The organism is Streptomyces sp. NPDC005151 (assembly GCF_053599875.1).
Window position 1 is genome coordinate 1 of sequence record NZ_JBSFYR010000018.1, and the last position, 23,563, is coordinate 23,563.

16 protein-coding genes and 6 pseudogenes are annotated in these 23,563 nt (G+C 67.4%); 12 read left to right on the top strand and 10 right to left on the bottom strand.

Translation table 11 applies throughout. From position 1 onward, the window contains the following. Positions 1-100 precede the first annotated feature (100 nt). Positions 101-271, bottom strand: a pseudogene (locus ACWD6R_RS12840) (transposase); the annotation flags it as partial. Between the two features lie 457 nt (positions 272-728). Between ACWD6R_RS12840 and ACWD6R_RS12845 the strand changes: the two are divergent. Further along, positions 729-1,034, top strand: a pseudogene (locus ACWD6R_RS12845) (hydroxymethylbilane synthase); the annotation flags it as partial. 6 nt (positions 1,035-1,040) lie between these two features. Here the strand turns inward: ACWD6R_RS12845 and ACWD6R_RS12850 are convergent. Further along, positions 1,041-1,247 (bottom strand): DUF397 domain-containing protein, encoded by a 207-nt coding sequence (locus tag ACWD6R_RS12850; protein ID WP_451818707.1) that lies wholly within the window; start codon positions 1,245-1,247, stop codon positions 1,041-1,043. Next, positions 1,231-2,076: a helix-turn-helix domain-containing protein gene (locus tag ACWD6R_RS12855; RefSeq protein WP_451818708.1), complete on the bottom strand. Its 846-nt coding sequence runs from the start codon at positions 2,074-2,076 to the stop codon at positions 1,231-1,233. The genes ACWD6R_RS12850 and ACWD6R_RS12855 overlap by 17 nt, the downstream gene beginning before the upstream one ends. A 151-nt stretch (positions 2,077-2,227) precedes the next feature. Here ACWD6R_RS12855 and ACWD6R_RS12860 point away from each other — a divergent pair, with 151 nt between their 5' ends. Next, on the top strand, positions 2,228-2,872 hold the full coding sequence (locus ACWD6R_RS12860; RefSeq protein WP_451818782.1) for a histidine phosphatase family protein: 645 nt from the start codon (positions 2,228-2,230) through the stop codon (positions 2,870-2,872). Between the two features lie 15 nt (positions 2,873-2,887). Here ACWD6R_RS12860 and ACWD6R_RS12865 read toward each other — a convergent pair whose 3' ends face one another. Beyond that, positions 2,888-3,046: a hypothetical protein gene (locus tag ACWD6R_RS12865; protein WP_451818709.1), complete on the bottom strand. Its 159-nt coding sequence runs from the start codon at positions 3,044-3,046 to the stop codon at positions 2,888-2,890. A gap of 67 nt (positions 3,047-3,113) precedes the next feature. On the opposite strand from ACWD6R_RS12865, the pseudogene ACWD6R_RS12870 reads away from it, so the two are divergent. Then, positions 3,114-4,098: pseudogene (locus tag ACWD6R_RS12870) on the top strand (phosphotransferase family protein). A gap of 46 nt (positions 4,099-4,144) precedes the next feature. Here the strand turns inward: ACWD6R_RS12870 and ACWD6R_RS12875 are convergent. Both ACWD6R_RS12875 and ACWD6R_RS12880 read right to left on the bottom strand, forming a co-directional pair. Next, positions 4,145-5,246, bottom strand: a pseudogene (locus ACWD6R_RS12875) (IS256 family transposase); the annotation flags it as partial. Between the two features lies 1 nt (position 5,247). Then, positions 5,248-6,069 (bottom strand): annotated as a pseudogene (locus tag ACWD6R_RS12880) (hypothetical protein); the annotation flags it as partial. 502 nt (positions 6,070-6,571) lie between these two features. Here ACWD6R_RS12880 and ngcE point away from each other — a divergent pair. From ngcE to ACWD6R_RS12925, 9 genes are all read left to right on the top strand, one after another. Next, on the top strand, positions 6,572-8,020 hold the full coding sequence (gene ngcE / locus ACWD6R_RS12885) for an N-acetylglucosamine/diacetylchitobiose ABC transporter substrate-binding protein (RefSeq protein ID WP_451818710.1): 1,449 nt from the start codon (positions 6,572-6,574) through the stop codon (positions 8,018-8,020). Between the two features lie 50 nt (positions 8,021-8,070). Then, the gene (locus ACWD6R_RS12890; protein ID WP_376663018.1) at positions 8,071-8,994 is read left to right on the top strand and encodes a carbohydrate ABC transporter permease; all 924 of its coding nucleotides are present in this window, start codon (positions 8,071-8,073) and stop codon (positions 8,992-8,994) included. Next, a complete protein-coding gene (locus ACWD6R_RS12895) occupies positions 8,994-9,911 on the top strand; it encodes a carbohydrate ABC transporter permease (protein ID WP_451818711.1) in 918 nt (305 codons plus the stop codon). The genes ACWD6R_RS12890 and ACWD6R_RS12895 overlap by 1 nt, the downstream gene beginning before the upstream one ends. 183 nt (positions 9,912-10,094) lie before the next feature. Continuing rightward, complete coding sequence (locus tag ACWD6R_RS12900; RefSeq protein WP_451818712.1) at positions 10,095-11,294, top strand: ROK family transcriptional regulator; 1,200 nt, start codon at positions 10,095-10,097, stop codon at positions 11,292-11,294. A gap of 120 nt (positions 11,295-11,414) precedes the next feature. Then, the gene (locus ACWD6R_RS12905; protein ID WP_451818713.1) at positions 11,415-12,530 is read left to right on the top strand and encodes a sugar ABC transporter substrate-binding protein; all 1,116 of its coding nucleotides are present in this window, start codon (positions 11,415-11,417) and stop codon (positions 12,528-12,530) included. Between the two features lie 251 nt (positions 12,531-12,781). Beyond that, positions 12,782-13,570, top strand: coding sequence for an ATP-binding cassette domain-containing protein (locus ACWD6R_RS12910; RefSeq protein ID WP_451818714.1), 789 nt, complete (start codon positions 12,782-12,784; stop codon positions 13,568-13,570). Next, positions 13,567-14,871: a sugar ABC transporter permease gene (locus tag ACWD6R_RS12915; protein WP_451818715.1), complete on the top strand. Its 1,305-nt coding sequence runs from the start codon at positions 13,567-13,569 to the stop codon at positions 14,869-14,871. Before ACWD6R_RS12910 ends, ACWD6R_RS12915 begins: the two co-directional genes overlap by 4 nt. A gap of 196 nt (positions 14,872-15,067) precedes the next feature. Further along, a complete protein-coding gene (dxs, locus tag ACWD6R_RS12920) occupies positions 15,068-16,996 on the top strand; it encodes a 1-deoxy-D-xylulose-5-phosphate synthase (protein WP_451818716.1) in 1,929 nt (642 codons plus the stop codon). Positions 16,997-17,169: 173 nt separating this feature from the next. After that, positions 17,170-18,681, top strand: coding sequence for an amino acid permease (locus ACWD6R_RS12925; RefSeq protein WP_451818717.1), 1,512 nt, complete (start codon positions 17,170-17,172; stop codon positions 18,679-18,681). Position 18,682: 1 nt separating this feature from the next. On the opposite strand, the gene ACWD6R_RS12930 is transcribed toward ACWD6R_RS12925, so the two are convergent. The 4 genes and pseudogenes from ACWD6R_RS12930 to ACWD6R_RS12945 all read right to left on the bottom strand — a co-directional run bounded on the left by ACWD6R_RS12930 (position 18,683) and on the right by ACWD6R_RS12945 (position 23,510). Beyond that, positions 18,683-19,093 carry an NTP pyrophosphohydrolase gene (locus ACWD6R_RS12930; protein ID WP_451818718.1) on the bottom strand — a complete coding sequence of 137 codons (411 nt, stop codon included), beginning with the start codon at positions 19,091-19,093 and terminating at the stop codon, positions 18,683-18,685. A 38-nt stretch (positions 19,094-19,131) separates the two neighbouring features. Then, positions 19,132-19,860: pseudogene (locus ACWD6R_RS12935) on the bottom strand (LCP family protein); the annotation flags it as partial. Between the two features lie 303 nt (positions 19,861-20,163). Next, positions 20,164-22,293 (bottom strand): 3-hydroxyacyl-CoA dehydrogenase NAD-binding domain-containing protein, encoded by a 2,130-nt coding sequence (locus ACWD6R_RS12940; RefSeq protein ID WP_451818719.1) that lies wholly within the window; start codon positions 22,291-22,293, stop codon positions 20,164-20,166. Continuing rightward, complete coding sequence (locus tag ACWD6R_RS12945) at positions 22,290-23,510, bottom strand: thiolase family protein (protein ID WP_451818720.1); 1,221 nt, start codon at positions 23,508-23,510, stop codon at positions 22,290-22,292. Before ACWD6R_RS12945 ends, ACWD6R_RS12940 begins: the two co-directional genes overlap by 4 nt. Positions 23,511-23,563: the final 53 nt, after the last annotated feature.

Genomic DNA, 23,563 nt, shown 5'->3' on the forward strand with positions numbered 1-23,563 from the left:
GTACTCCTTGGGCACCGACAGCGGCAGCCGGTTCGGCGGATACTTCGGCATCGGACGGACTCCTTCCAGGAGTCGCAACCACCGATGGAAACCGCCCGCGATCCAGCGGCCGGTTCTGCCACTCGGCCATGCCGGCCATCACGCTGTCGGTGATCGTGGAGATCGTGGACTTGGAGATCTCGGTGCCGTACACCTCTGCCGGATGAGCGGAGATCTCCCCGTGGGTGAGACCCTTCGCCGACAGCGAGAGCACCATCTCATCCACCCTCGATGCTCGGAGCTCCCGGAGCCGCCGACAGCTGGATCGAGCCGGGCTACGGAATCCCTTCACAGCCCGCTCCACGGCAGTTCGCCGGCATGAGCCTGGGCAGTAGTCCGTCCCTGTTGTACGTGGGCATGCCCTATGGCCCAGCGGAGGGCCGCGCGGTGTATGGCTTCTCCTGGAGCACCGCCAACGGGGTGCCCCCAGCCAGACCTTCAGGCCCGGTGACGGCGGCCTCCCTGCCGATGGTGTCGCCTTCGGTGCCACCGTCCGCTGATCGCCATGTAGTACCGGCGAGCAGCGGCTCGCTCCTGTGGCGTCCCATCACGTCGAGCCGTTCCTCGCTTGCCTCCTCTCGAAGGCTGCGGCCCTGCGGCGGGCATCTATCGCAGATGTGCCCGAGCACCTCAACTGGCCTACGTCTCCGCTGACATGGGTAGGAGGCGCGCGCTGGGTAACCCGGGGGGACGAGGTCCTGATCGACGCGATCAGCGGCCTCGGCCACCCGGCCACCCACCGCGAGGCCACCGCTGAGCGCATGTTCCTGCACGTCCTGCAGGGTCACTGCAACAGCCCCATCGCCGGCTACGCCCGCACCGAAGGCACCGGTGAGCTGTCACTGCGGGCGAAGGACTTCACACCCGACGGCAAGCTGATCCTCAACGCGCACGAGTGGGCGGGCCGCCTGGACCCGGCCACGCTCGGAACGTCCGTCGCGGTCGCCCTCCTGCGCCAGGGCGCCCGCGAACTCATCGACGGGATCCCTCACTGAACCGCTTCAGAGTGCGCGGCTCTTGACGCCGTCGACGAAGGAGGTCCAGCCGACGGCGCCGAACGCGAGCACCGGGCCGTCCGTGATCTTGCTGTCGCGGACGGGCACGAGGTCCGGGGCGCCGTCGGCCACCTCCAGGCAGCTGCCGCCGTCCCCGTTGCTGTAGGTCGACTTGCGCCAGGCGGCCGAGTTCGGTTCAGGTGCGGTGCTCATCGGGTGCGTGCTCCTTCGCCGCCGATTCGATCAGGGCCAGGGACGTCTCCGGCGACAGAGCGACGGCCCTGGCCAGATCGTATGAGGATTGAAAGTCCGCTACCAGGGCCGGTTCGTCGACCAGTTGGCCTGTGTAGGACCCTTCGGTGTACACAACCGGCGGAGCATCGGCGAACTGCATCAGCGAGACCATGGTGTTCAGGAACGGATGTGCACCGGCGGAAAAGGGCAACACCTGCAGAATGATGTGCGGGTGAGTGCGTGCCATCTCGACGAGATGCATCAGCTGGTCGTGCATCGCGACGGGACCGCCGAGAGGTACCCGGAGTGAGGCCTCATGGAGAATCGCCCAGAAGAGGGGCCGATCGCCGCCTGCGAGTAGTTGGGCGCGTTCCATACGTGTGCTGACGTGTTGCTCGACGACGTCATTCGGGGCGTACCGCTGTACGGACTTCGTCAGTGCTCTCGCGTAGGCCGGTGTCTGGAGCATTCCCGGAACCACCATCGGGGCGAACTCGCTGATCGCTGTTGCCCGTTGTTCCAGTTCCGCGGCATCGGCGAAGTAGTCCGCCACCTTCGACTTCCCGGCCAGCCGGCACAACCGTTCCAGATGCTCCCCGCTACCGAAGAGCTGGTCGAAGACGCGGGACATGTCGATCTGCGGCCGCCGATTCGCCGACTCGAACTGCCCGATGTACGAGCCCGAGCAGAACACCCGCTCGCCCAGCTGCTCCTGGGACAACCCGGCGGCCTCGCGCAGGCGGCGTAATTCGGAGCCGTAGAAGGCTCGCGGGTTGGTGTACGGGTCCAGTTCCTTGGGTTGCGGCATGTGGCGGAATGTAGCCGGACACGAGGTCCCCGGACTCGGAAACGAGGTACCGGCCACCCCATCGTGGACGGTCCGGAATGCAATCGTGGATCAGCGGGTTTGCAACATCCGCAGCACGCGGCGCGAACAGTACACAGAGCGGATGGCACCCATGGGCGAGTTGATCCTGATCCGGCACGGCGAGACCGAGTGGTCCCGGAACGGGCGGCACACGAGCCACACCGATCTGCCCCTGACCGGCCTCGGCGAGCGTCAGGCCCGTGCTCTCGTGCCGCTGATCGCCGACCGGAAGATCGGGCTCACCCTGGTCAGCCCGGCCCTGCGCGCCCGGCGCACCGCCGAGCTCGCCGGCCTTGACTCGCCCCGTGTCACACCTGACCTGCGCGAGTGGGACTACGGCGGCTACGAGGGCGTGACCACCGTCGAGATCCACCGGACCCGGCCCTCCTGGAACCTGTGGACCGATGGCGTCACCCCCGGCCCCGAGGCCCACCCCGGGGAGACGCCGGCTGAGGTGGGCAGGCGCGCCGACCACGTGCTCACCGAGGTCCGGACGGCCGCCGAACAGGTGGGGGACGCGGACATCGCTCTCGTTGCGCACTCCCACTTCCTGCGCGTGCTCACCGCCCGCTATCTGGGACTGGCTCCGGCCGGGGGCACCATGTTCCAGCTCGCCACGGGGGCCGTCTCCCGGCTCGGCACCGAGCACGGGCAGCCCGTCATCACCGCCCTGAACCTGGCCCTGCCCGAGAGTCTCTTCCGCGCCGCCGTCCCGGAGTCGCCCGAGCAGGCCTGAGCAGGCCCACGCTGTTCAGTCCACTGCGTCCGTCCCCATGTCGGCGCGCATCGCGTCCCGCACCCGGGTCAGCGCCTCCAGCACCTGGGCCGCACTCGATCCGGGTGAGTCCTCGACCTTCGGATACGCCTCCTCGGCGGCCGACCCGATCCGACGACCGAGAGTAGTAGTCAAGAGTTGTGGGTGGGGTGACCAAGCGACCAAGAGGTGCGTCCGTTGGTGAGGTGGATAACCTGCCTCCATGATTACGGGCGAGGGTGTCGAGCGCATCGGTGTATCTCTTGAGGGCCAGGGCTGGGGTGCGACGCGCGCCTGGGTGGAGAAGGGGCTGTCCGAGGCAGAGCGCATCGAAGATGTTGCCCGGTTACGTGGCGGCTGGACGTCGGAGATGCGCCGTCTGGGCATCTGCGGGCCGGGGGGGTCAGCGCTCACTGGTCCTGCGGTCCTTCGTCAAGCCCTTCTATCTTCGACACGCAGAGGGTTTGCTGACCCGCGAGGCGGCCATTCTGCGCCTGCTTGGCGATACGGACGTGCCCGCGGCCGCGCTGGTGGCAGTGGATGCAACGGCGCAGTACTGCGACCACCCCTCCTTGCTGATGTCCCTGCTGCCCGGAACCGTGCGCCTGGGGGATGAAGGGGCTGACCATCGGGCCGAACTGCTGGCCCGTCAATTGCTGCGTATTCACCAGCTGCGGGTTACCGCAAAGGCACGGCCTCGCACCTATCAGGCGTGGACTTCTCCCGAGCGGGTAGGCCCACCCGAAGACACCGAGCGGCCTGAGCTGTGGCAACGGGCCGTGGATGTTATCCGACGCAAGTCCCCGGACTACCGGGCCTGCTTCCTGCACCGGGACTTCCATCCAGGCAATGTCCTGTTCACGGGCAACGGCGACGGGCTGCAGATCAGCGGCGTCGTCGACTGGGTGGAGACCTCCTGGGGGCCGTCCGACCTGGACGTGGCCCACTGCTCGACGGCCCTGGCTTTGCTGCACGGGGTTCCCGCGGGCATGGACTTCGCCGACCGATACGTGGCGGCGGGCGGGACGCTGGCCGAAGACCGCGCCGCCCATCTCTACTGGCGGCTGCTGGACGCGTTGGCCTTCGCTCCGGACGCCGAGAAGGTCGCCGTCCCCTGGCGTGAACTGGACCGTGCTGATCTGACCCCCGCGGTACTGACCAGGAGGTTGGAGAGATACGTGCAAGCCCTTTTCGACGGCTACGCCTGAATCGGATCGGCGGCCTGCGGGCAGGAGGCCTGGACCATCGGGCCCGTCATGCTGTGAGTTCTTTGGGGCGTTCGACGAGGTGGCCGCGTTTGAAGCGGGCTCCGGCGCGGACGAGGGCGACCAGGTGGGGTGCGTTCACGGCTCGCCACCGGGCCTGCGCGGACTCAGCCAGCTTGAAGACCATGGCCAGCCCGGCGGCCCGGCTTCCGGCACCCTTGGTGACCTTCGTTCGCAGCCGCACGGTCGCGAATGTCGACTCGATGGGGTTGGTGGTCCGAAGGTGAATCCAGTGCTCGGCCGGGAAGTCGAAGAACGCCAGCAACTCCTCTTCATCATCCGTGATCTTCTTGACGGCCTTGGGGTACTTCGCACCGTACTGTTTGGCGAACGCGGTGGCGGCCTGAGCCGCGTGCTCGCGGTCCTCGGCGTTGTAGATGTCCTGGATCGCGCGCTTGGCGGCGGGCTGGGCCGACTTCACGAGCGCGTCCAGGACGTTGGCTGTTTTGTGCACCCAGCACCTTTGATGACGGGTGTCGGGGAACGCCTCGCCCAGCGCCTTCCAGAAGCCGAGTGTGCCGTCGCCGACGGCCAGGACCGGGGCGCGCATGCCGCGGCAGGCGCAGTCGCGCAGCAGTGCGGCCCATGCCTCGGACGATTCACGGTAGCCGTCGGCCAGCGCGATCAGTTCCTTGGTGCCGTCGGCGCGTACGCCCATCATCAACGAGTACGGCGGCCTTGGCCTCGTCCAGGCGTATCCGCAGGTGGATGCCGTCGGCCCAGACGTACACGTAGTTGGTGGCCGACAGGTCGCGATCCATGAACGCGGCATGATCGGACTGCCACTGAGCGGTCAGCCGTGTGACGGTGGCCGGTGACAGGCCGGCCGAGCTGCCCAGGAACTGCTCCAGCGCGGGCACGAAGTCGCCGGAGGACAGACCGTGCAGGTAGAGCCGCGGCAGTACCTCGCTGATCTTCGGGGACTTGCGGGCCCAGGGCGGCAGGATTGCCGAGGAGAACCGCTTGCGCTCGCCCGTCTCCGGGTCGGTGCGCTTGTCGTTCACCCGCTGGGCCTTCACCTCGACCGCCCCGGCCGCGGTGGTGACTTTCCTGGGCTGGTGGTAGCCGTTGCGGACCACCAGACGCCGCCCGCGGCGTCATCTCGGCCTTGAGGCCATTCTCGAACGTCACACCGTAGTAGTGCGGCTTCGCCGTCTCGTTCTCGTGCTTGAACGGCAGCGCGCGCCGTGCGGGAGGCGTCCGGGGTGTCCTTGGCCACCGACGGCATCAGCTGGAACGTCTGCCGGTCGCCCATCCACGGGCTCGGCTCATGGCTCGCGCTCAACGCCTGGAGAGCAGGCAGGTTGTCGTTGTTGTTGGCGCGCTGGTAGTCGTACAGCCAGCTCGTCGAAGCGGCGTTGGTGACCGGCGCCCAGAAGTTGAAGCCGTTCGGGACGGCGGTGGCGGGGAAGTTGTTCCCGCGAGAGAAGCCGCCGCTGGAGATGGTGCCCCGTACCGTCGACGTGTAGTCGGACAGATGTGCCCGGCGCTTCCGGCGAGATCGATCTCCAGCCAGGCGGTGGGCTCGAAGGTCAGCCACTTGGTGGCGGACTCCCCGTCGATGAGGTTCTCCTTCACCTCACCGCCGCCGGTGTTCTCGTCACTGGCTCGGACATCTGTGACCTTATCGGTGACATTGCCCGGTATTCCGGACGAGAAGCCGCCATCGATGCCCGATGACCGCGTCGTCCCCTCAGGTCCCTCTTCCACGGTGTTGCGCCAGTCCGGCTGCTTTTCGTCTGCCTCGAACGAGGAGGTGAACGCCTGGTCGGCTGTGGGCTTTTCACCCCTTTCGGGGGAACGTGCCGACTGGGCGGCGGCCACCGTCGGAGCGGTCACGACCAGGACCAGTGAAGCCGCAATGAGTGCGGCTGTGCGGCTTTGTCTCTTGCGAGAACCATGTCGGGGCTGCATGCCGAGCCATTCCGCCCGAAGAAGTGCGCGTTGGACAACGTTGTCAGAACGATGCACAGGATCCAGTAGGGAGCCAAGTGGCCGGAGGTGTCAAGGGTGTTGGACACGAACGGCCGGGAGAATCGACCGTATTGCGGAAATCGTTACACCTGGACGAGGGCGCACGGGGCTCAGGTATCCGCGAGGTCTCAACTCGGGAAAGACTGTCGCCCAAAGCTGCATTCGATCTTGCTCAGTTGGCTGCAAGTGGACTATACCTGTCGGCGTCTGCCCCGCCGTTTTTCACGCGGGCGGACAAGGGGGGCCGGGGGAACGGTCGAGAGGGTGCCATGGGGTGCATCCGTCGCTCGATCTCCCGAATCCCCGCTGCATCCGGCTAGCCTGCAAAATCAGCATGACCCAAGCGCAACTGACCGCGGTGGCGGGGCCCTTCGCCTGAGGCGAATTTCGACGGGCGACCGGTACACACCGCCTGAGTCCTGGAGAAGGCGAGGACTTGAGCATGGGATTCACCTCCGGCCAAACGAATGAGGGCCTTGGCCGTCGCGATGTGATCAAGCGGTCTGCCGCACTCGGTCTGATCACCGTTCCGACCATGAGCTTCCTGTCGGCGTGTGCGAGTAGCGACAGCGGCACCGACGACTCGGTCAAGAAGGGCAAGACGAGCGCCAAGAACCCGCTCGGCGTCAACGAGACCGCTGCCCTCGACGTTGTCATCTTCGATGGCGGTTTCGGTCAGCAGTACGCGATCGACGCGGAGAAGAAGTACAACGCGGCCTTCCCGAAGGCCCCGAAGGTCAAGCACACCGGAACCCAGAAGATCCAGTCGCAGCTGCAGCCGCGCTTCAACGGTGGCACCCCGCCGGACCTGATCGACAACTCGGGCGCCGAGCAGATGGACATGGGTGTCCTCGTCGGCAAGAAGCAGCTGCTCGACCTGACGCCGCTGATGGACGCCCCGTCCATCGACGACCCGAGCAAGAAGGTCCGCGAGACGCTGCGCCCCGGTGTCCTGGAGATGGGCCAGTTCGACGGCGACCCGGTCTGGGTCATGTACTACGCGTACACGGTCTACGGCGTCTGGTACTCGCAGACCGCGCTCGACAACCTCGACGCGCAGTACCCCGAGAACTGGGACGACATGCTCGCCCTCTGCGCGAAGGCGAAGAAGAAGGGCATCGCCGGCTGGACCTACGCCGGTAAGTACCCCTACTACCTGCCGTTCTCGCTCTACCCGTTCATCGCCAAGATCGGTGGCCGGGAGGTTCTCGACAAGATCGACAACCTGGAGCCGAACGCCTGGAAGGACCCCGCGGTCAAGGCGGCGTTCGAGGCGTACTACGAGCTGTACAAGAAGGGGTACGTCCTCAAGGGCACCCCGGGTATGACGCACATCCAGTCGCAGACCGCGTGGACCAAGGGCAAGGCGCTCTTCATCCCGAACGGTTCGTGGGTGGAGAACGAGGCGGCGCCCACCACGCCCAAGGACTTCAAGATGATGGTCTCGGCGCCGTCCAGCCTGGACTCGTCCGACAAGATGCCGTTCGGCACCATCTGGGCCTCCGGCGGCGAGCCCTTCGTCGTCCCGGCCAAGGCGAAGAACCCCGAGGGCGGCATGGAGCAGCTGCGCATCATGCTCTCCGAGGAGTCCTCGAAGAACTTCACCAAGCAGGTCAAGTCCCTCAGCGCCTTCAACGGTGGCACTGATGGTCTGACCCTGTCCACGGCCATGCAGGCCGGCGTCGACGCGCTGACGAAGGCCGGCGACAACGTGGTGAACCCGCGCCTGCAGGACTGGTACGTGAAGCTCCAGAAGGAGCAGATCGGCGTCGCAGGCATCGGCGAGATGATGGCGGGCCGCGCGACCCCGGCGGAAGCCATCAAGAAGATCCAGGCCTTCGCGGACGCGGCGGCCAAGGACCAGTCCATCAAGCACTACAAGCACCAGTGAGCAACCGTCACCAGCGGCGGCACCCGCGGAAAGATCGGGGTCGGTAAACGATGCAGCACGGCAAGTACCGGTTCATTGTGGGGTTCCTGGCAGCCCCACTGGCGTTGTACGCGGTCTTCGTCATTTGGCCGTTCATCCAGTCCATCTACTATTCCTTCACGGACTGGACCGGCCTGAGCCCGGACTTCAAGATGGTCGGCTTCGACAACTACACCAGGATGCTGAAGGACGACATCTTCTGGAAGTCCTTGCAGCACAGCGTGTTGCTCGTGCTGCTGCTGCCGCTGGTGACGCTGGGGCTCGCGCTTTTCTTCGCCTTCATGCTCAATGTCGGCGGCCGGCGGCGTAAGAACGCCACGGTCGCCGGCGTGCGGGGCTCAGGCTTCTACAAGATCGCCTATTTCTTCCCGCAGGTGCTCTCGATCGTGATCGTCGCCCTGCTCTTCCAGTTCGCGTTCAACCCCAGCGACGGGATGCTGAACTCGACCCTGAAGGGCATCGGCCTCGGCTCCGTCCAGCCGGACTGGCTGGGCGATCCGAGCCTCGCGCTCATCTGCGTCATGTCGGTGCTGATCTGGTCGACGGTCGGATTCTTCGTCGTCCTCTTCTCCGCCGGCATGGCGTCCATCCCGAAGGACTTCTACGAGGCGGCGCTCCTCGACGGCGCCAACCGCATCACGACGTTCTTCCGGATCACCCTGCCGCTGCTCTGGGACACGGTGCAGTCGGGCTGGGTCTACATGGGAATTCTGGCGCTCGGCGTGGAGGCGTTCACGGCCGTACAGGTCATGACCGTGGGTCCCGGTGGTCCCGACTACTCGACCACAGTCCTGCCGCTGTACGTGTACCAGACGGCCTTCCGTGACGGCCAGGCAGGATACGCAACAACGATCGGTGTCGGACTGCTCATCGTCACCATGGCCTTCGCGGCCATCGTGATGCGATTGGGCCGGCGCGAGCGGCTGGAGTTCTGATGAAGACCACTGACACCCCTCCCGCGCCCGCGGCGGACCGCGTGCCCGTGTCGACGGTGACCGTGCCCGGCGGCAAGAAGGAGAAGAGCAGCGAGGGCTCCGTCCTCAATGTCTTCTCGCACGGTGTGCTGATCATCTGGGCGATCCTGGTCGTCATGCCGCTGCTCTGGGCGGTGATGGCGTCCTTCAAGACGGACGACTCGATCCTGTCGACGCCGTGGGCGCTGCCCGACAAGCTGCACTTCGAGAACTGGTCGCGCGCCTGGAGCCAGGCGCACATGAGCGACTACTTCTTCAACACGATCGTCGTGGTGGGCGGCTCGCTCATCGGCACGCTGCTGCTCGGTTCCATGGCGGCGTACGTACTGGCGCGGTTCGAATTCCCGGGGAACCGATTCCTGTACTTCCTGTTCATCGGCGGGATGAGCTTCCCGATCATCCTGGCGCTGGTCCCGCTGTTCTTCGTGATGAACAACATGGGTCTGCTGAACACGGTGCACGGACTGATCCTGGTCTACATCGCGTACTCACTGCCCTTCACCGTCTTCTTCCTCACCTCGTTCTTCCGGACGCTGCCGACCTCGGTGGCGGAAGCGGCGATGCTCGACGGGGCGTCGCACACCCGGACGTTCTTCCAGGTGATGCTGCCGATGGCGAAGCCCGGCCTGATCAGCGTCGGCATCTTCAACTTCCTGGGGCAGTGGAACCAGTACATGCTGCCGACGGTGCTGAACACCGAACCGGATCACCGGGTGCTCTCCCAGGGCCTGGTCGAACTGGCCACCAGCCAGGGATACAAGGGTGACTGGTCCGGCCTCTTCGCCGGTCTGGTGATGGCGATGCTGCCGGTCCTCGCGGCCTACATCATCTTCCAGCGCCAGGTCGTCGCGGGCCTGACCGCGGGAGCCGTGAAGTAGCGGCCCGCCGAAAAACGCATAGACGGACGAACCGCCCGTCGGCCCTGTGCCGGCGGGCGGTTCGTCCGTTCTTCGTGTCCGCCCATCCGAGGCTCGGACTACTCAAGGTCTTGACGGGGAGTACCCCAAAACGCTCAGCTTAGAGTTCACATGTTAGAGAAAACGGTAGGAGTGAGAGAGTCGATGGAGACTCCGGGGTCGCAGACATCTCTGCATCGCGCCAACCTTGAGCGGGTCGTGCGTGCCGTACGTATGGCGGGTTCGCTCACCCAGGCGGAGATCGCCAGAAGCACGGGCCTCTCCGCGGCCACGGTCTCCAATATCGTTCGCGAACTGAAGGGCGGCGGCACGGTCGAGGTGACCCCCACCTCGGCGGGCGGCCGCCGGGCCCGCAGCGTCTCCCTGAGCGGTGACGCGGGCATCGTGATCGGCGTCGACTTCGGGCATACGCATCTGCGGGTGGCGGTCGGCAACCTTGCCCACCAGGTGCTCGCCGAGGAGTCCGAGCCGCTGGACGTGGACGCCTCGTCGGCGGAGGGCTTCGGCCGGGCGGAACAGCTGGTCAAGCGGCTGATCGAGACGACCGGGATCGGCCCGGACAAGGTGATCGGAGTGGGCCTCGGCGTTCCCGGTCCGATCGATGTGGAGTCCGGAACGCTGGGCTCCACGTCGATCCTGCCGGGCTGGACGGGCATCAACCCGAGCGAGGAGCTCGCCACACGGCTGGGCGTGCCGGTGTACGTCGACAACGACGCCAACCTCGGGGCGCTGGGAGAGCTGGTCTGGGGGAGCGGCCGGGGGGTCAAGGACCTCGCGTACATCAAGGTCGCAAGCGGTGTCGGCGCCGGTCTGGTGATCGACGGGCACATCTACCGGGGGCCGGGCGGCACGGCCGGCGAGATCGGCCACATCACGCTCGACGAATCGGGCCCCGTCTGTCGCTGCGGCAACCGCGGGTGCCTGGAGACCTTCACCGCCGCGCGGTACGTGCTGCCCCTGCTCCAGCCCAGCCACGGGCCCGATCTCACGATGGAACGGGTGGTCCAGCTGGCCCGGGAGGGCGATCCGGGCTGCCGCCGGGTGATCGGGGACGTCGGGCGGCACATCGGCAGCGGCGTCGCCAACCTGTGCAACCTGCTCAACCCCAGCCGGGTGGTCCTCGGCGGATCCCTCGCCGAGGCGGGGGAGCTGGTGCTCGGGCCGATCCGCGACTCGGTGTCGCGCTACGCCATCCCCAGCGCCGCCCGGCAGCTCTCGGTCCTTCCGGGGGCCCTCGGCGGCCGGGCCGAGGTGCTCGGTGCGCTGGCTCTCGTACTGAGCGAAATGGGGGATTCAACCCTTTTGGAGAGCCCCCTGCCAACGGCGACACCTGTCTTCACTTAGATAACGAATGGCACCGTTGTCATCTCGTTAAGAATTTACTCCTTGACGCTGACGTCGCAGCCGAGTTGACTTCCAGCCACCTCGGCCGCAACGTCGCGGCCTCGTCAGGGAGGTTCGAGAATGAACACGCGCATGCGTCGTGCCGCCGTTGCTGTTGCCGCCACCGCGATGGCTGTCTCGCTTGCCGCTTGCGGCAGCGCCAAGGAGTCCGGCGACAAGGCCAAGGACACCGGCTCCGCGAAGAAGGGCAACGATCTCAAGATCGGTCTGCTCCTTCCCGAGAACCAGACGGCCCGGTACGAGAAGTTCGACAAGCCGATCATCGAGAAGAAGATCAGCGACCTCACCGGCGGCAAGGCGAAGGTCGTCTACGCCAACGCCAAGCAGGATGCCACGCTGCAGACGCAGCAGGTCGACACCATGATCACCAACAAGGTCGACGCGCTGATCGTCGACTCGGTGGACTCCAAGGCCATCGCGGGCGCCGTGAAGAAGGCCAAGGACGCGGGCATCCCCGTCGTCGCCTTCGACCGCCTCGCCGAGGGCCCGATCGACGCCTACACCTCCTTCGACAACGAAGAGGTCGGCCACGTCCAGGGCAAGGCCCTGCTGGAGGCCATGGGCTCGAAGGCCAACGGCGGCACGATCGTGATGATGAACGGCGCGATCACCGACCCGAACGCCGCGCTCTTCAAGAAGGGCGCCAAGGCGGAACTCGACGGCAAGGTCAAGGTCGGCAAGGAGTACGACACCAAGGAGTGGAAGCCGGAGAACGCCAATTCCAACATGGAGGCGGCGATCACAGCCCTCGGCAAGGGCAAGATCGACGGTGTCTACTCGGCCAATGACGGCATGGCGGGCGGCATCATCACCGCCCTCAAGGCCGCAGGTATCTCCAAGCTCCCGCCGGTGACCGGCCAGGACGCCGAGCTGGCCGGTGTGCAGCGCATCGTCGCCGGTGAGCAGTTCATGAGCGTCTACAAGCCGTACGGCCCCGAGGGCGAGGCCGCCGCCGCAATGGCCGTGGCGCTGGCCCAGGGCAAGAAGCTCGACTCGATCGTCACGTCCACGGTCGACAGCCCGACCACCAAGGGCGTTCCCACGTTCCTGGTCCCCGTCGTCTCGCTGACCAAGGACAACATCAAGGACACCGTTCTCAAGGACGGCGTCTACACGCTGGACGAGATCTGCACGGCCAACTACAAGGCCGCCTGCGACAAGCTCGGCCTGAATTAGGTCGCGTCCCCGCCGCGAGCGCGGTCGGGCAATCGCCTTACGTACAAGGTGAGTTGACCGCGCTCCGGCAGCAAGTCGGCTGATTTCTCAGCGGCTTGCGCCCGTGGAAGCCTGTCCGGCGCCCCGCACATCAACCGTCCCGCTACCGGGCGGGGCGCCGGGCGGAACGCTTCCGCACTCTCTGTTCTCTTCTGCTCGACCACCGCGCCCTCCCCCGGCGCGGCATCCCCGCCGGTCAGGCGGCGAAGGAGATGGTTCACGTGTCCGCTACGCCCGTGTTGGCGTTGCGAGGGGTCTCCAAGCGATTCGGTGCCGTTCAGGCGCTCACCGATGTAGAGCTCGAGGTCCACGCCGGCGAGGTGGTCGCCCTGGTCGGCGACAACGGCGCCGGTAAGTCAACGCTGGTCAAGACGATCGCCGGGGTCCACCCCATCGATGACGGAGTCATCGAGTGGGAGGGCAAGGGCGTCCGGATCAACCGGCCGCACGACGCCCAGAACCTGGGCATCGCGACCGTCTACCAGGACCTGGCGCTCTGCGACAACATCGATGTCGTCGGCAACCTCTACCTCGGCCGGGAGCTCCGTAAGTTCGGCGTCCTCAACGAGGTCGAGATGGAGCGCCGCTCCCGCGAGCTCCTCAGCACGCTGTCGATCCGCATACCCAGCGTCCGTATCCCGATCGCCTCGCTCTCCGGCGGTCAGCGCCAGACCGTGGCCATCGCCCGTTCGATGCTCGGTGAGCCGAAGCTCGTCATCCTCGACGAGCCGACCGCGGCCCTCGGTGTCGAGCAGACCGCCCAGGTGCTCGACCTCGTCGAGCGGCTGCGCGAGCGCGGTCACGCGGTGATCCTCATCAGCCACAACATGGCCGACGTCAAGGCGGTCGCCGACAAGGTGGCCGTGCTCCGGCTGGGACGCAACAACGGCGTCTTCGACGTCGCGACCACCTCGCAGGAAGAGATCATCTCCGCGATCACGGGCGCCACGGACAATGCCGTGACCCGCCGCGCGGCGCGCAACGGGGAGGCCCAGAAGTGAGCACCGACAACACCTCCAAGCCGATACTGGCGAAGACGGCCGACGCGCCCGCCGAGAACCCCGCCGCGGCGGACGGCTCCGTCACCGCTGTCGACCCCCGGCTGCTCGTCCGCGAGCAGGGCTTCGCCGGATACCTCGGCGAGTTCAAGCGCAAGATGAAGGCCGGCGACCTGGGCTCGATCCCCGTCGTCATCGGCCTGATCATCATCTGGGCGATCTTCCAGAGCCTCAACTCGAACTTCCTCACCGCGGGCAACCTCTCGGACATCTCGGTCGCCATGGTCGGTACCGGCATGATCGCGGTCGGTATCGTCTTCGTCCTGCTGCTCGGCGAGATCGACCTCTCGGTCGGCTCCGTCAGCGGTGTCGCGGGCGCCACCTTCGCCGTACTCAATATCACCCACGGCATGTCCGAGTGGCTGGCCCTGATCCTGGCGATCCTCACCGGCGCCGCGGCCGGCGCGATCCACGGCTACGTCTTCGCCAAGATCGGCGTCCCCGCCTTCGCTGTCACCCTGGCCGGTCTGCTGTTCTGGAACGGCTTCATGCTCCAGATCCTCGGCTCCAACGGCACCATCAACCTCGACTCCGAGGGACTGGTCGCCAAGCTGACCAGCTACTACTTCAGCGATGTCGCGGCCGGCTACGGCCTCGCCGCGGTCGCCGTGGCGGCGTACTTCCTGTCGTCCTTCTTCGACAACCGTCGCCGCGAGGCGGTGGGCGTCCCGTCCCGCCCGCTCACCGAGATCATCGTGCGCACGGTCGCGCTGGCCGTGGTGGCCTTCGCGGTCGCCATCATGTTCAACCAGTACAAGGGTCTGCCGCTCGCCGTGGTGATCTTCCTGGTCATGCTGGTGGCGACCGACTTCGTCCTGCGCCGCACCTCGTACGGCCGCAAGGTCTTCGCGCTCGGCGGCAGCGTCGAGGCGTCCCGCCGCGCCGGTATCAACGTGGTGATGATCCGGACCTCGGTCTACGCGATCTCCGGCACCTTCGCCGCCATCGGCGGACTCTTCATCGCCTCCAAGATCACCTCCGCCAACCAGGGCGCGGGCAGCGGTGAGCTTCTGATGAACGCCATCGCGGCGGCCGTCATCGGTGGCACCAGCCTCTTCGGCGGCCGCGGCCGCACCTGGAACGCCCTGCTCGGTGTGCTGGTCATCATCTCGATCCAGTACGGCCTTGCCCTGCAGGGCATCGCCTCGCCGATCCAGTACATGATCACCGGTGGTGTGCTTCTCGCCACGGTCGTCATCGACGCAGTCACCCGCAAGACCCAGAAGACGGCGGGCCGCGCCTGACCGCGGAACCCGCGCGTGTGCCCGGCACCCTTCGCGGTGCCGGGCACACGCGCGTACGTATGCGCGTACGCATGAAAGGAAACGTCCGCAGCCGATCCGGTCCCGAACATGCCGCCCGATGACCTCGCGCGCGGACGGAACACTAGACTCATCGGATCGGCATGCTCGACCAGCTCGAAACGCTAAGGAGGCACGGGTGGCTCTGCTGACCCGCATCGGTGGACCGCGTGACCTGGACCGGCTCACTCCCGAGCAGCTGGACCAGCTCGCCGAAGAGATCCGGACCTTCCTCGTCGACGCCGTTTCCAAGACCGGTGGCCACCTCGGCCCCAACCTGGGTGTGGTCGAGCTGACCATCGCCCTGCACCGGGTCTTCGATTCGCCGAAGGACAAGGTGCTTTTCGACACCGGGCACCAGAGCTATGTGCACAAGCTGCTCACCGGTCGCCAGGACTTCTCGAAGCTCAAGAGCAAGGGAGGCCTGTCCGGTTACCCCTCGCGCGCCGAGTCCGAGCACGACATCATCGAGAACTCGCACGCCTCCACCGTCCTCGGCTGGGCCGACGGTCTCGCCAAGGCCAACGAGGTACTGAAGAAGGACGACCATGTCGTCGCGGTCATCGGTGACGGCGCGCTCACCGGCGGCATGGCCTGGGAGGCGCTGAACAACATCGCCGCCGCCAAGGACCGTCCGCTCGTCATCGTCGTCAACGACAACGAGCGCTCCTACGCCCCGACCATCGGCGGCCTCGCCAACCACCTGGCCACGCTCCGTACCACCGACGGTTACGAGCGCTTCCTGGCCCGCGGCAAGGACATCCTGGAGCGCACCCCCGTCGTCGGGAAGCCGCTCTACGAGACGCTGCACGGCGCCAAGAAGGGGCTGAAGGACTTCATCGCCCCGCAGGGCATGTTCGAGGACCTCGGCCTGAAGTACGTCGGCCCGATCGACGGCCACGACATCGAGGCCCTGGAATCCGCGCTGCAGCGCGCCAAGCGCTTCGGCGGACCGGTCATCGTGCACTGCCTCACCGAGAAGGGCCGCGGCTACACCCCCGCCCTCCTCGACGAGGCCGACCGCTTCCACGCCGTCGGCAAGATCCACCCCGACACCGGCCTGCCCATCTCCACCTCCGGCCTCGACTGGACCTCCGTCTTCGGCGAGGAGATGGTCAAGCTCGGCAAGGAGCGCAAGGACATCGTCGCGATCACCGCGGCCATGCTCCAGCCGGTCGGCCTCAGCAAGTTCGAGAAGGCGTTCCCGGACCGCATCTACGACGTCGGCATCGCCGAGCAGCACGGCGCGGTCTCCGCGGCGGGCCTCGCCACCGGCGGACTGCACCCCGTCTTCGCGGTGTACGCCACCTTCCTCAACCGCGCCTTCGACCAGGTCCTCATGGATGTCGCCCTGCACAAGTGCGGCGTGACATTCGTCCTGGACCGTGCCGGTGTCACCGGCACGGACGGCGCCTCGCACAACGGCATGTGGGACATGTCGATCCTGCAGTGCGTGCCGACCCTGCGGATCGCCGCCCCGCGCGACGCCGACCAGGTCCGCGCCCAGCTGCGCGAGGCCGTCGAGGTCGACGACGCCCCGACCGTGGTCCGCTTCTCCAAGGGCGCGGTCGGCCCGGCGGTCAAGGCCGTCGGCCGGGTCGGCGGCATGGATGTGCTGCGCACGTCCGACGCGCCCCGCCCGGACGTCCTCCTGGTCTCCGTCGGTGCGCTCGCCCCGATGTGCCTGGAGATCGCGGACCTGCTGGACGCCCAGGGCATCACGACGACGGTCGTCGACCCGCGCTGGGTCAAGCCCGTCGACGAGGCCATGGCGCCGCTCGCCGAGCAGCACCGCGTCGTCGTCACCGTCGAGGACAACAGCCGGGCCGGCGGTGTCGGCTCCGCCGTCGCCCAGGCGCTGCGCGACGCCGGGATCGACGTACCGCTGCGCGACTTCGGTATCCCGCCGCGGTTCCTCGACCACGCCTCCCGCAAGGAGGTCATGGCCGAGATCGGGCTGACCGCGCCGGACATCGCCCGTCAGGTCACCGGACTCGTCGCCAAGCTGGACGGCCGCTTCGACAGCGGTGCCGACAACCGCTCCGTGATCGAACCCGCGCGCGACTGACCCGTTCTACCACGGTCCCCGCGACCGGCGAGCGATACGGCAGATGGGCCGGTCGGCCACCCTGCAAGGGTGGTTCGACCGGCCCATTCGCGTGAAATCGCCCGGTGCGGAGCCTCCCGCGACCGATGAGGTCCCAATCATGGCGTACACGACGAGCGCGTGGAGGTACGCCGGTGACTGCCCACCAGGACACACCACCCAGGAAGGATGGACTGTTCCGGACCAAGACGGTCGAGCAGTCCATCCGCGATACCGAGGAACCGGAGCACGCGCTCAAGAAGTCACTCTCCGCCCTGGACCTCACGGTCTTCGGAGTGGGTGTCATCATCGGCACCGGCATCTTCGTCCTCACCGGCAAGGTGGCGAAGGAGACCGCGGGACCCGCCACCGCCCTCGCCTTCGTGGCCGCGGCCATCGTCTGCGCGCTCGCCGCGCTCTGCTACGCCGAGTTCGCCTCCACCGTGCCCGTCGCCGGCTCCGCATACACCTTCTCGTACGCCTCGCTCGGCGAACTCGTCGCCTGGATCATCGGCTGGGACCTGGTGCTGGAATTCGCCCTGGGCACCGCGGTGGTGGCGGTCGGATGGTCCGGCTACGTCCGCTCGCTGATGGACAACGTCGGCTGGCACATGCCCGACGTGCTCTCCGGAACGGATGCGACAAAAGGATTCGGCTTCGACATCCTGGCCTTCCTCCTGGTGCTCGTCCTGACCGTCGTCCTGGTGCTCGGCATGAAGCTCTCCGCCCGGGTCACGACGGTCGTGGTCGCCATCAAGCTGGCCGTCGTCATGGTCGTGATCATCGCGGGGCTCTTCTTCATCAAGGCCGCCAACTACTCGCCCTTCATCCCGCCGGCGCAGCCGCAGCCGGCCGGCTCCGGACTGAGCGCGCCATTGATCCAGCTGATGTTCGGCTACGCACCGACCAACTACGGCGTCATGGGCATCTTCACCGCAGCCTCCGTCGTCTTCTTCGCCTTCATCGGCTTCGACGTCGTCGCGACGGCCGCCGAGGAGACCAAGCTCCCGCAGCGCGACATGCCGCGCGGCATCCTCGCCTCGCTCTTCATCTGCACGGTGCTCTACGTCGCCGTGTCGCTGGTGGTCACCGGCATGCAGCACTACACCGAACTGTCGGTGAGCGCCCCGCTGGCCGATGCCTTCAAGGCCGTCGGCCATCCCGTCTACGCCGGGTTCATCAGCTTCGGCGCGGCGATCGGCCTGACGACGGTGTGCATGATCCTGCTGCTGGGTCAGACCCGGGTGTTCTTCGCGATGAGCCGCGACGGGCTGCTCCCGCGGTTCTTCTCCAGGACGCACCCGAGGTTCGGCACCCCGTACCGCCCGACCATCCTGCTCGGCGGGATCATCGCGATCGTCGCGGGCTTCACCAGCATCAACGAGCTGGCGACGCTGGTGAACATCGGCACGCTCTTCGCGTTCGTCGTCGTCGCTCTGGGCGTCATGGTGCTGCGCCGCACCCGCCCCGATCTGCACCGCGCGTTCCGCACCCCGTGGGTGCCGGCGCTCCCGATCCTCTCGGTGGCCGCGTCGGTGTGGCTGATGCTCAACCTGCCGGCCGAGACGTGGCTCCGGTTCGGCATCTGGATGGTCATCGGCGTGATCATCTACTTCGCGTACGGGCGCAGCCACAGCCGGATCAACCTCGAGACCGGCCGTCCGTGAGTCAGTCCGTACGCGACGGCGGCAGCGGCCGTACGGCACGGGGACCCGCGCACTGAGCCCCGTACGCCTCCACCCGCTGCCGCAGCTCCCGGTCGGCGGTGACCACGACACAGCCGTGGCCCGCCGACCGGGCCGCTTCGGCCGCGATCAGCGCGACGATCAGGTCGTCCCCACTGCCGGGCGCCGACTCCACCCGTACCCCCGGCATCGACGCGACACCGCGGGCCGCGCCCTCGACGACCAGTACCAGCTCGACGGGGCCGGGATGCCCGGGCAGACCGTGAGCGGCGAACGGGACCAGGGAGTCCCGCAGCCGCTCGGCCGCGCCCCGCCGGTCCCGCCACCAGCCGTCAGGCACGGACCCGACCACATTGGCCGCGTCCACGATCACCAGCGTCCGTTCGGTCAGCATGCGGGAAGCGTGTCACGCACCGGTCGCCGCACTCTCCATCAGCCGCCGGTGGCGGGGGACTTCTTCGCCGACTCCGGGATCGTGACGTCCTTGCGGATCGCCTTCCAGAGGTCACCGGCCTGCGGCTGGGCTGCCACCACACGGTTCGGGTCCTGCTTGTCGTACGCCACCGGAAGCATGATCGTTTCCATGGTGCTCGGATCCACGCGGTTCATCGACCGGCCGAACTCCGCGAGGGACGTCAACGAGGCGAGTCCGGAGTCGGTGGTCAGCGACTCGGTGACGGAGTTGGCGATCTTGTACGATTTGGTCGGACTGCCCAGCAGGTCCTGCGACTTGACCTCGCTCAGCAGCGCGAGGAGGAACTGCTGCTGGAGCCCGATCCGGCCGAGGTCGCTGCCGTCCCCGATGCCGTGCCGGGTACGGACATAGGCGAGGGACTGGGTGCCGTCCAGCCTGTGCTGACCTGCCGTGAGGTCGAGCCCGGACGACTTGTCGTGGATGTCCTGCGGGACATCGACCGTGACGCCGCCGATGGCGTCCACCAGATCCTTGAACCCGGCGAAATTGATCTCCAGATAGTGGTCGATCCGGACCCCGGACATCTTCTCGACGGTCTTGACCACGCAGGCCGGACCAACCTGCGAGTAGACGGAGTTGAACATCACGCGGTTCGCGGACGGCGTCGTCGAGCCGTCGGCCTTGGTGCACTCGGGCCGGGTGACGAGGGTGTCGCGCGGAATGGACACGGCGACGGCCCTGGACAGTGGTGACGAGGCGAGGATCGCGAAGCCCGCCCGTGTCCCTGACGTTGCTCCGCACACCGGACCTCGGTGTGCCGTCCCCGGGCATCGCGGTAGGCGTACGCCCTGGGGTTCGCGAGCGCAGTGCCGCGGCGGAGACCTTCGGGAGCGTCCCGGGACGACGCGGCATGACGCGGCCTCTCCCTCTGTCCGGATTCATCCCGCCCGGACTCTTCGTCGGCCCGAACGCGGACGGACCGTACGGGACATGATCCCGTACGGTCCGTCCGGTCCTGCGACCGGCCTGTCACAGACAGGCCTGCCCACTTACGCCGGAACGCTCGCCACGCCCCGCTCCAGGAACTTCTTGCCGTTCACCCGCTCCGAGACGCCCTCACGGTCCAGGTACGGCGTGATGCCGCCCAGGTGGAAGGGCCAGCCCGCACCGGTGATCAGGCAGAGGTCGATGTCCTGGGCCTCGGCGACGACGCCCTCGTCCAGCATCAGACCGATCTCCTGCGCCACCGCGTCCAGGACGCGGTCGCGGACCTGCTCCTCGGACAGGGCGACATCGCCCTGCTTGAGGAGCGCGGCGACCTCCGGGTCCAGCTCCGGCTTGCCGGAGCCGTACACGTAGAAACCGCGCTTGCCGGCCTTGACGACGGCTGCGAGGTTCTCGGAGACGGTGAAGCGCTCCGGGAAGGCGCGGTTCAGGGTCTCGGAGACGTGCAGACCGATGGCCGGGCCGACCAGCTCCAGGAGCACCAGCGGGGACATCGGCAGACCGAGGGGCTCGATGGCCTTCTCGGCGACCTCGACCGAGGTGCCCTCGTCGATGACGTTCTGGATCTCGCCCATGAAGCGGGTGAGGATGCGGTTGACGACGAACGCCGGGGCGTCCTTCACCAGCACCGCGGTCTTCTTCAGCTTCCGCGCCACACCGAACGCCGTGGCCAGCGACGCGTCGTCGGTCTGCTCGCCGCGGACGATCTCCAGCAGCGGGAGGATCGCAACCGGGTTGAAGAAGTGGAAGCCGACGACCCGCTCCGGGTGCTGCAGCTTCGACGCCATCTCGGTGACCGAGAGGGACGAGGTGTTGGTGGCAAGGATCGCGTGCGCCGGGGCGACCGCCTCGACCTCCGCGAACACCTGCTGCTTGACGCCGATCTCCTCGAAGACGGCCTCGATGATGAAGTCGGCGTCGGAGAAGCCCTCGGCCTTGTCCAGCACACCGGTGACCAGGGCCTTCAGGCGGTTGGCCTTGTCCTGGTTGATCCGGCCCTTGCCGAGCAGCTTCTCGATCTCGGCGTGGACATAGCCCACACCCTTGTCGACGCGCTCCTGGTCGATGTCGGTGAGGACGACCGGCACCTCCAGGCGGCGCAGGAACAGCAGCGCCAGCTGCGAGGCCATCAGACCGGCGCCGACGACGCCGACCTTGGTGACCGGGCGGGCCAGGTTCTTGTCCGGGGCACCGGCCGGGCGCTTGGCGCGCTTCTGGACCAGGTTGAAGGCGTAGATTCCGGAGCGCAGCTCGCCGCCCATGATCAGGTCCGCGAGGGCCCGGTCCTCGGCGTCGAAGCCGGCGCTCAGGTCGCCGTCCTTCGCCGCAGCGATGATCTCCAGCGCGCGGTACGCGGCCGGGGCGGCGCCGTGCACCTTGGAGTCGGCGATGGCCCTGCCACGGGCGACGGCCCGGTCCCAGGCGTCACCGCGGTCGACCTCGGGGCGCTCCACCGTGACCGTGCCGTTCAGCACGTTCGCGGTCCAGATCAGCGACTGCTCCAGGAAGTCCGCGCCCTCGAAGACCGCGTCGGCGATGCCGAGCTCGAAGACCTGCGTGCCCTTCAGCTGGCGGTTCTGGTTCAGCGAGTTCTCGATGATCACGGAGACCGCGCGGTCGGCACCGATCAGGTTCGGCAGCAGGGCGCAGCCGCCCCAGCCGGGGACCAGACCGAGGAAGACCTCGGGCAGCGAGAACGCGGGCAGCGCCTTGGAGACGGTGCGGTACGAGCAGTGCAGACCGACCTCGACACCGCCGCCCATCGCCGCGCCGTTGTAGTACGCGAACGTCGGGACCGCGAGACCGGAGAGGCGGCGGAAGACGTCGTGTCCGCCCTTGCCGATGGCGAGCGCGTCGTCGTGGTTCTTCAGCAGCTCGACGCCCTTGAGGTCGGCGCCGACCGCGAAGATGAACGGCTTGCCGGTGATACCGATACCGGTGATCGCACCCTCGGCGGCCTCCTTCTCGACCTGGTCGACGGCGGCGTTCAGGTTCGCCAGCGACTGCGGTCCGAAGGTCGTCGGCTTGGTGTGGTCCAGGCCGTTGTCCAGCGTGATGAGGGCGAATCTGCCCGCACCCGCCGGGAGGTCGAGGTGGCGTACGTGCGCCTGCGTGACGACCTCACCCGGGAACAGCTCGGCTGCGCCCTTCAGAAGCTCAGCGGTGGAACTCACTTGTTGCCTCCGTCGAAGTTCGGGTTCTCCCAGATGACCGTCGCGCCCATGCCGAAGCCGACACACATGGTGGTCAGGCCGTAGCGGACTTCTCGCTGCTCCTCGAACTGGCGGGCCAGCTGCGTCATCAGACGCACACCCGAGGAGGCCAGCGGGTGACCGTAGGCGATGGCGCCGCCGTACTGGTTGACACGCACGTCGTCGTCGGCGATGCCGTAGTGGTCGAGGAAGGCGAGCACCTGGACGGCGAACGCCTCGTTGATCTCGAAGAGACCGATGTCACCGATCGACAGACCGGCCTTGGCGAGGGCCTTCTCGGTCGACGGGATCGGGCCGTAGCCCATGACCTCCGGCTCGACACCCGCGAAGGCGTACGAGACGAGACGCATCTTGACCGGGAGACCGAGCTCGCGGGCGACGTCCTCGGCGGCGAGCAGCGAGGCGGTGGCGCCGTCGTTGAGACCGGCGGCGTTACCCGCGGTGACGCGGCCGTGCGCACGGAACGGCGTCTTCAGACCGGCCAGGGACTCCAGCGTGGTGCCCGGACGCATCGGCTCGTCGGCGGTGACCAGGCCCCAGCCCGTCTCACCGACCTCCGCGTTGGTGTTGCGCACCGAGATCGGTACCAGGTCCTGCTGGATCTTGCCGTTGGCGTACGCCTTGGCGGCCTTCTCCTGCGAGCGGACCGCGTACTCGTCGGCGCGGAGTTTGGTGATCTGCGGGTACCGGTCGTGCAGGTTCTCCGCGGTCATGCCCATGAAGAGGGCGGACTCGTCGACCAGCTTCTCCGACACGAAGCGCGGGTTCGGGTCCACGCCCTCGCCCATCGGGTGGCGGCCCATGTGCTCGACACCACCGGCGACGACGACGTCGTACGCGCCGAAGGCGATGGAACCGGCCGTCGACGTGACGGCGGTCAGGGCGCCCGCACACATGCGGTCGATGGAGTAGCCGGGCACCGACTGCGGCAGACCGGCCAGGATTCCGGCGGTCCGGCCCAGCGTCAGGCCCTGGTCGCCGATCTGGGTGGTCGCGGCGATGGCGACCTCGTCGATACGGGCGGGGTCCAGGTCCGGGTTGCGGCGCAGCAGCTCCCGGATGGCCTTCACGACGAGATCGTCGGCGCGGGTCTCGTGGTAGATGCCCTTCGGGCCCGCCTTGCCGAACGGGGTGCGGACGCCGTCGACGAAGACGACGTCCCGGATGGTACGAGGCACGATGGCTCTCCTCCAGGGTGCGGGATGGCACTGCTGCGGAGCACGCCCCAGAG

Coding starts and splice junctions, on each gene's coding strand:
- ACWD6R_RS12900 (WP_451818712.1), top strand. CDS start 10,095: ATGGAGACTCCGGGGTCGCAGACATCTCTGCATCGCGCCAACCTTGAG.
- ACWD6R_RS12895 (WP_451818711.1), top strand. CDS start 8,994: ATGAAGACCACTGACACCCCTCCCGCGCCCGCGGCGGACCGCGTGCCC.
- ACWD6R_RS12890 (WP_376663018.1), top strand. CDS start 8,071: ATGCAGCACGGCAAGTACCGGTTCATTGTGGGGTTCCTGGCAGCCCCA.
- ACWD6R_RS12910 (WP_451818714.1), top strand. CDS start 12,782: ATGGTTCACGTGTCCGCTACGCCCGTGTTGGCGTTGCGAGGGGTCTCC.
- ACWD6R_RS12860 (WP_451818782.1), top strand. CDS start 2,228: ATGGGCGAGTTGATCCTGATCCGGCACGGCGAGACCGAGTGGTCCCGG.
- ACWD6R_RS12850 (WP_451818707.1), bottom strand. CDS start 1,247: ATGAGCACCGCACCTGAACCGAACTCGGCCGCCTGGCGCAAGTCGACC.
- ACWD6R_RS12855 (WP_451818708.1), bottom strand. CDS start 2,076: ATGCCGCAACCCAAGGAACTGGACCCGTACACCAACCCGCGAGCCTTC.
- ngcE (WP_451818710.1), top strand. CDS start 6,572: ATGGGATTCACCTCCGGCCAAACGAATGAGGGCCTTGGCCGTCGCGAT.
- ACWD6R_RS12905 (WP_451818713.1), top strand. CDS start 11,415: ATGAACACGCGCATGCGTCGTGCCGCCGTTGCTGTTGCCGCCACCGCG.
- ACWD6R_RS12930 (WP_451818718.1), bottom strand. CDS start 19,093: ATGCTGACCGAACGGACGCTGGTGATCGTGGACGCGGCCAATGTGGTC.